The organism is Janibacter limosus NBRC 16128, assembly GCF_001570985.1.
Classification (GTDB): Bacteria; Actinomycetota; Actinomycetes; order Actinomycetales; family Dermatophilaceae; genus Janibacter; species Janibacter limosus.
The window spans coordinates 1-6,435 of the sequence record NZ_BCSS01000073.1; the positions used below are offsets into that span (position 1 = coordinate 1).

Annotated in this window: 6 protein-coding genes; 1 reads left to right on the plus strand and 5 read right to left on the minus strand. The window is 70.2% G+C overall.

Annotated elements, in window-relative coordinates:
• Nucleotides 1–620 (plus strand): hypothetical protein (locus JLI01S_RS17225; RefSeq protein ID WP_068266581.1); only part of this gene is annotated, 620 nt, incomplete at its 5' end.
• Between the two features lie 92 nt (nt 621–712).
• Here the strand turns inward: JLI01S_RS17225 and JLI01S_RS16090 are convergent.
• The 5 genes from JLI01S_RS16090 to JLI01S_RS16110 form a co-directional block, all read right to left on the minus strand.
• Nucleotides 713–1,981, minus strand: a complete 1,269-nt coding sequence (locus tag JLI01S_RS16090; protein ID WP_245634659.1) for an SAM-dependent methyltransferase — start codon at nt 1,979–1,981, stop codon at nt 713–715.
• Nucleotides 1,978–3,357, minus strand: coding sequence for an FAD-binding oxidoreductase (locus tag JLI01S_RS16095; protein WP_068266584.1), 1,380 nt, complete (start codon nt 3,355–3,357; stop codon nt 1,978–1,980). The genes JLI01S_RS16090 and JLI01S_RS16095 overlap by 4 nt, the downstream gene beginning before the upstream one ends.
• Before the next feature lie 31 nt (nt 3,358–3,388).
• Nucleotides 3,389–4,117 carry an alpha/beta hydrolase gene (locus tag JLI01S_RS16100; protein WP_068266587.1) on the minus strand — a complete coding sequence of 243 codons (729 nt, stop codon included), beginning with the start codon at nt 4,115–4,117 and terminating at the stop codon, nt 3,389–3,391.
• Entirely contained in the window at nt 4,117–5,376 is a 1,260-nt protein-coding gene (locus tag JLI01S_RS16105; protein ID WP_068266590.1) for a glutaminase, read from the minus strand. The genes JLI01S_RS16100 and JLI01S_RS16105 overlap by 1 nt, the downstream gene beginning before the upstream one ends.
• A 65-nt stretch (nt 5,377–5,441) precedes the next feature.
• Nucleotides 5,442–6,435: hypothetical protein (locus JLI01S_RS16110; RefSeq protein WP_218005537.1), on the minus strand; the 994-nt coding region annotated here is incomplete at its 5' end.

Consider the following 6,435-nt stretch of genomic DNA (forward strand, 5'->3'; position numbering starts at 1 on the left):
TCGCCCGCCGCACCTCGGTCGAGAGCACCGTCGAGGTCGGCTCGGCGACGATGGAGCGGCGCACCCGCCGCTCGGCCAAGGGCAAGGGCTTCCGCTTCCGCGTCGTCCCCGGCGACAACGCCGCGACCCGGCTGGGTGCCCTCGACGAGGTCTTCCACGACGACCCGGTCGACGGGATCCTGCACGTCGTCGCCAACGGCCACGCCACTGCGCGACGCCCCGCGGGCACGACCGGCACGGCTGTGGCCACCCGCGAGCAGCAGCTGGCCGCCGAGCTCGAGGACTGGACGATCACCTCGCACCGGATCGCGTCGATGGCCCTGCGCCGCGACCGACCGGTGTGGCTGATCATCGTCGTCACCAAGGCCGACCTCTTCCCCGACGGGATCGACGACGCGGTCGCCTACTACTCCCCCGGCAGCGGTTCCCCCTTCGCCTCCAAGCTCGACGAGCTGCGCTCCCTCGCCGGAGGTGCCCGCCTGTCCGTCGACGTCCTGCCGATGTGCACCGAACCCAGCGAGGCGACCGGCAAGTCCGCCCGCAAGGACGCCGGCAAGCGGTGCAGCGCCATGCTCGCCGCCCTCGAGTCGCGGATGGCCCAGCTCAGCGGCCACGTCTGACCACCAGCTCCACCCGTAGACCCCTGCTCACCGATGGACGCGGACGCGCTGGCGATTCATCCGCGCGTTGACCTCCGCCAGGCGCGGGGTGCTCAGAAGGTGTGGCGAAGGGGGTAGCCACTCACCCCGTCGTCATCGGTGCGCGTGGCGAGCAGGTGGGTCAGCTCGACGTCATTGCGCTCGAAGCCGATCCGCGAGCCCACCATGTACAAACCCCACAGGCGGGCGGTGCCCTCGCCGACCTCGGCGACCGCCTCGTCCCAGTTGTCGACGAGGTTGTCGACCCAGCCGGCGAGCGTGCGGGCGTAGTGCATGCGGAAGTTCTCCGCATGCTGCAGCTCGAGGCCGGCGTCCTGCATCTGCACGAGCAGCGCTCCGGCTCCGGTGAGCTCCCCGTCGGGGAAGACATAACGGTCGATGAAGGCCCCGGTGCGCGTCGAGCGGTTGTGGTCGCGCGTGATGGAGTGGTTGAGCAGCCGCCCGTGGGGACGCAGCTTGCCGCGCAGGGCGGCGAAGTAGGCCGGGTAGTTGCGCGCCCCGATGTGCTCGGTCAGACCGATCGAGCTCACCGCGTCGAAGTCCCCCTCGGGCACGTCCCGGTAGTCCATGAAGCGCACCTCAGCGAGATCGCCGAGCCCCTCACGGTCGATGGCCAGCTTGGCCCAGTCGGCCTGCGCCCTCGAGAGGGTGACCCCGAGTGCCTTGACCCCGTGGTGCTTGGCCGCGTGGATCACCATGCCGCCCCACCCGCAGCCGACGTCGAGCAGCCGCTGCCCGGGTTGCAGGTCGAGCTTGCGGGAGACGAGCTCGTACTTGTGCGCCTGCGCCTCCTCGAGCGTCGCATCGGCCGTCGGGAAGACCGCGCACGTGTAGGTCATCGACGGGCCCAGGACCATCTCGTAGAAGCGGTTGGACACGTCGTAGTGGTGGTGGATCACCTCGGCGTCACGGGCACGGCTGTGCCGCACGCCCTCGACGACGCGGCGCCAGCGCGGCAGGTGCTCCTGGGGCGGGATCGGCGGCGGGTTGAGGTGTGCCCAACCGAACCCACGCACGAGCTTGAGTGCCTCGGCCGGCCCGGGGATGCGCCAGCGGTCGGTGCTGCTCATGAGGTCCAGGACCGGGTAGAGGTTGCCGGGGTGGAAGCCAGTCCCGACGAGGTCGCCCGCGACCCAGGCCCGGGCGAATCCGAGGTCACCAGGAGCGGTGAGCAGGTACCGCAGGCCCCGCTCGGTGCGCAGGTGCACGCTGATGTCGGCATCTGCCGGGCCCGCCGTACTGCCGTCGTACGCCGTCAGCCGCACGGGGAGGTCGGCCGGCATGACGCCGGCGACGGCTTCAGCGATCTTGATCGTGCTCACTGGGTCTGCACCACCTTGTCGTAGAGGTCGGTCAGTCGGCCGGCCGGGTCGTATCGCCGCTGGACCGCAGCGAGGTTGGCACCGTCGTAGAGGCGGTCGAAGACGTCACGGGGGTAGAAGGCCTCGGAGTAGAGCGACTTGTGCCCGCCGAGCTCGAGGACCTTGCTCTCGATGGCCCGGTTGGTCGGGCCCTGCGGGGCATCGTCGCCGACGTGGACCGTGCCCCAGAAGCCGACGTTGACATAGGTGCGGTCCGGGTCGAGGGGGTACGAGGGCCACGGGCGGGCCTCGGCGCCACCACGCAGGCGAAGGGGGCAGAGCCAGACCGGTCGCATGCCCACCTCCGCGTCGAACCAGGCGAGGAACTGCGGCAGCTGCTCGCTGGGCACCTCGATGTCCTGGATGACCCGCTCGCGCTGCGGCCGACCGGCCCTGCGGTCGAGGCGGCCCACGATGTCGAAGCGCTGGTCGAGACCGACGAGCCTGTGGTAGACGTCGGAGCGGCGCCATCGGCGTGGCCAGACCCGGCGGACGGACGGGTTCTGCACCCCGAAGGCGCCGGAGCACCAGAACCAGTCGGTGTCCCACCGCCACAGGTAGTCGTGCATCGTCAGCAGGTCGCTCGTGCGCTCCTGCAGCGAGCGGTAGTAGATCTGCTGACCGGTGTAGTCGCTCGTCGGTCCCGTGTCGTGCGTCCACGTGGCGAGGGTCAGGTAGATCTCGTCCGGTGTGAACGCGGCGCCATCGAGCCCGTCGACGCGCACGCCCTCGTGCTCACCGGACGCGACGATCGTGTCGATCGCGTCGGTGGCTGACTGCGCGTCGTGAAATCGCAGGTGCCGCAGGGCGACCTGCGGCGGCACGGCCTCCAGCTCGATGTGCAGTCGCACGGCGTAGCCGAGCGAGCCGTAGGAGTTGGGGAAGGCGAAGAAGAGGTCGGCGTGCTCGTTGTCAGGACGTGCGGTGACGACCTCGCCGGAGCCGGTGAGGATGTCCATCTCGAGGACCGACTCGTGGGGCAGGCCGTTGCGGAAGCTCGTCGCCTCGATGCCCAGCCCGGTGACCGCGCCACCGAGCGTGATCGTGCGCAGCTGCGGCACGACGAGCGGGATGAGCCCGTGCGGCAGCGTGGCGGCGACGAGGTCCTCGTAGGTGCACATGCCTTGGACCTGCGCGGTCCGCGATGCCGGGTCGATCTCGATGACGCCCCCCAGGCCGGAGACGTCGAGGCCCGGGACATCGGTCGCGGCGCGTCGGCGGAAGAGGTTGGAGGTGCGCTTGGCCAGGCGCACGGTCGCGCCTGCCGGGATCGCTGCATGGGATCGCACGAGCCGGTCGACGGCGTCCCGGTGTGCCTGCCATCCAATTGTCTGCATCGCACACACAATCTACTCCCGAGACGGTGCGTCAGTACACCGGGTTGTCCCGCTGGTCGGCACCTGCAAACCGGGCGACGACGGCCAGGCACTCGCTCGGCGACTCCCACAGGTCGTTGTGCGTGCGACCGGGGACGACCACGCGCTGCGCCGTCGCCAGACCCCGCTCGAGCAGCGCGCTCATCGCCGGCGGCACGAGGTCGTCGAGCTCACCATGGACGAGCAGCGTCGGCACCTCGATCCGCTCGAGCAGCGTGTCGGTCTCCCACCGGTCCGGGACGAGTCGTCGGGGGAAGGCCCGCACGACCTGCTGCACCATCGCGGTCATCGAGGTGAAGGGTGAGATGAGGACGAGCCGCCCGCTCCCTGCGCCATCGGTGAGCAGGCCCTCCGCCGCGAGGTGCGCGGCCACCGACGAGCCGAGCGACTCGCCCACGAGGACGGTGCGCTCGGCGGGGAGGGCGAGGTGGGCCAGCCCGTCGCGTGCCGCGGCGAGGATGCTCGCCTGTCGGGTGCGCCCCTCGGCAGGTCCGTAGCCGGGGTACTCGATCGCGGCGAAGCCCAGACCGTGCCGCTCGAAGAGGCCGGCGAGCGGGCTGATCGACGCGAGGTCGGAGCCGTTGCCGTGCAGGTAGACGATCGTGCGACCACCCTCGGGGGCGGGGTGGTGGATCAGGTGGGTACCACCCTTCGTCGTCGCGATGGGCAGACCGACGGCCGGGTCCCAGGCGGGGACGGGGTAGATCAGCCGGCGCAGCATCAGATCTCCTGCAGCTGCTCGACGGGCTCGCCGTCACCGGGGTCGGGGTCGGGCAGGACCTCGTCGTGGTCGATGAGGTAGACCGTGTACCCGTCGAGCCGCAGCCGGCGCAGCGCCTCGAGCAGCATGTGTCGGGCGGGGCCACCCACCGAGTGCACGTGGGTCAGGTCGACGACGATCGTCTGCTCGACCGGCTCGTCCTCCGACAGGCGCCGCACGACGCGCTCGGCGCCGGTGAACCCGATCGTCCCGGCCAGCTCGAAGACCCGCACCGCGTCGTCTCCCTCACCGACGACGCGGGAGCGCTGGATGACCGACCGCGCGGGTGGGGCGACCTCCATGAGGTGCAGGCCCATGTCGTGGGAGAGCCGCTCGAAGGTCTCGATGCCGCGCACGCTGCTGCCGTGGGGGTCCAGTCGCGGCGCGAAGGTCGCGATGCCGACCTGGCCGGGCAGGGCACCGATGATCCCGCCGCCCACACCGCTCTTGGCCGGGATCCCGACATTGGAGACCCAGTCACCGGCAGAGTCGTACATGCCGCAGGTGAGCATGACCGAGAGCAGGTGGCGCACCTGCTGCCCGGAGAAGATCCGCTGCCCGGTCACCGGCTGCACCCCGGCGTTGGCCAGCGTCGCCGCCATCACCGCCAGGTCCTCGGCCGTGACGAGCACCGCGCACTGACGCACGTACGCGGAGACGACCTCCTCCGGCGAGTCGGCGATGATGCCATGGCTGCGCAGGAGGTGCGCGATCGCCAAGTTGCGGTCGCTCACCGACATCTCCGACGCCCAGACCTCCTCGTCGACGGCCAGCTCGCGGCCGGCCAGGTCGCACAGCACCTGGTGGATCGCCTCGAAGCGACCCATCGAACTCGCCCCGTCGCCGCCGACGAGGGCGTGGGTGGTGATCGCTCCCGCGTTGATCATCGGGTTGCGCGGGCGTCCGGTGCCGTCCTCGAGGGACAGCTCGTCGAAGGGATCACCGGACGGCTCGACGTCGACCTTGCGCAGCACCTCGGTCAGACCACGCTCGCGGACAGCCAGTCCGTAGACGAAGGCCTTGGAGATCGACTGGATCGTGAACTCATGGCGCGCATCGCCGACCGAGTACAAGGTGCCGTCGATCGTCGCCATCGCGACGCCGTAGCGGTCCGGGTCGACCGTGGCCAGCTCCGGGATGTAGGAGGCGGGCTCGCCCGAGGTCAGCGACGCGCAGGCGTCCGCGACCTCGGCCAAGTAGTCAGGTACCGGGTTGTCCATGTGGCCGATCCTGTCACGCGCTCACTGACGTGGCCCCTGGCCGAGCCCGCCCTGGCAACCACGAGTCAGAACATCTTGGGGATGATCTTTTCGACGATCTCGATGAACTCGTCCGTCCGCTGCCCCTGCTCGAGCAGATCATCGGTCTCCTCCGGCGAGATCCCCTCGACGCCCTCGCTGCCCTCGGCGCGGGCATCCACCTCGACGGGCTGCTCGAAGTACTCCTCGTAGGTGTCGCCCTTCTTGGTCGACTGGTAGTCCTCGAAGTTCTCCTCCCAGGCGTCCACCTGCTCCTGGGTGACGCCGTCCGGGTAGTCGTCGCGACCCGTGGCATCGTTGACGGCCCGCTCGATGAAGCCGGGCTGGTTGTCGACCATCTCGTGCTGTCCTGCGTGCCGCACCTCGTGGTAGATCGTGTGCAGGATCATCGGGTCATCCAGCTTGCTGGCATTGATCTTGACGGTGTAGGTGCCATCGCCGTGGCTGACCAAGGAGCCGTTCGACGTGTATCCCGGGTCATCCACGAAGATGACCTCGGGGATCGGCTCGATCCCGTACTTGGCCGCCTCCCTGCGCACGATCTCGCGAGCGATGGCCTCCCTCTCCTCGGTGGTGTAGCCCTCCCACACCTCCGTCATGCCGTCGGGCAGCTCGCCATAGTCATCGGCGTCGCGCGACTGGCCCTCCTCGGCGGCCTCGGTGTCGCGTCCGGGCGTGTCCGCAGGGCCACCCCTGGCTCCGCCGCCCTGCCCTTCGCTGCCCGACACCTGATCGTCAGCCTGGGTGCGGGCCTGCTCACCCATGGTCCGCAGGAGCTCGCCCGCGCGGACGAGGCAGCTGTCGGCCTGAGGCCAGTCGTTCTGCGCGAAGCGCTCCAGGTCCTCACCGGACCAGTGCTCTACCAGCACCTGCACCAGGCTGCGGCCCGAGGTCGCCAGGTCGTCGCACGACTGGGCGCTCGACACCAGGTTGCCGCCGATCTCACGCAGCCGCGAGGCGTCCGCGCCGTGAGTCACCGAGCCGGTCATGACCGCACACCCGCCTCGAGCGAGCGGCGGG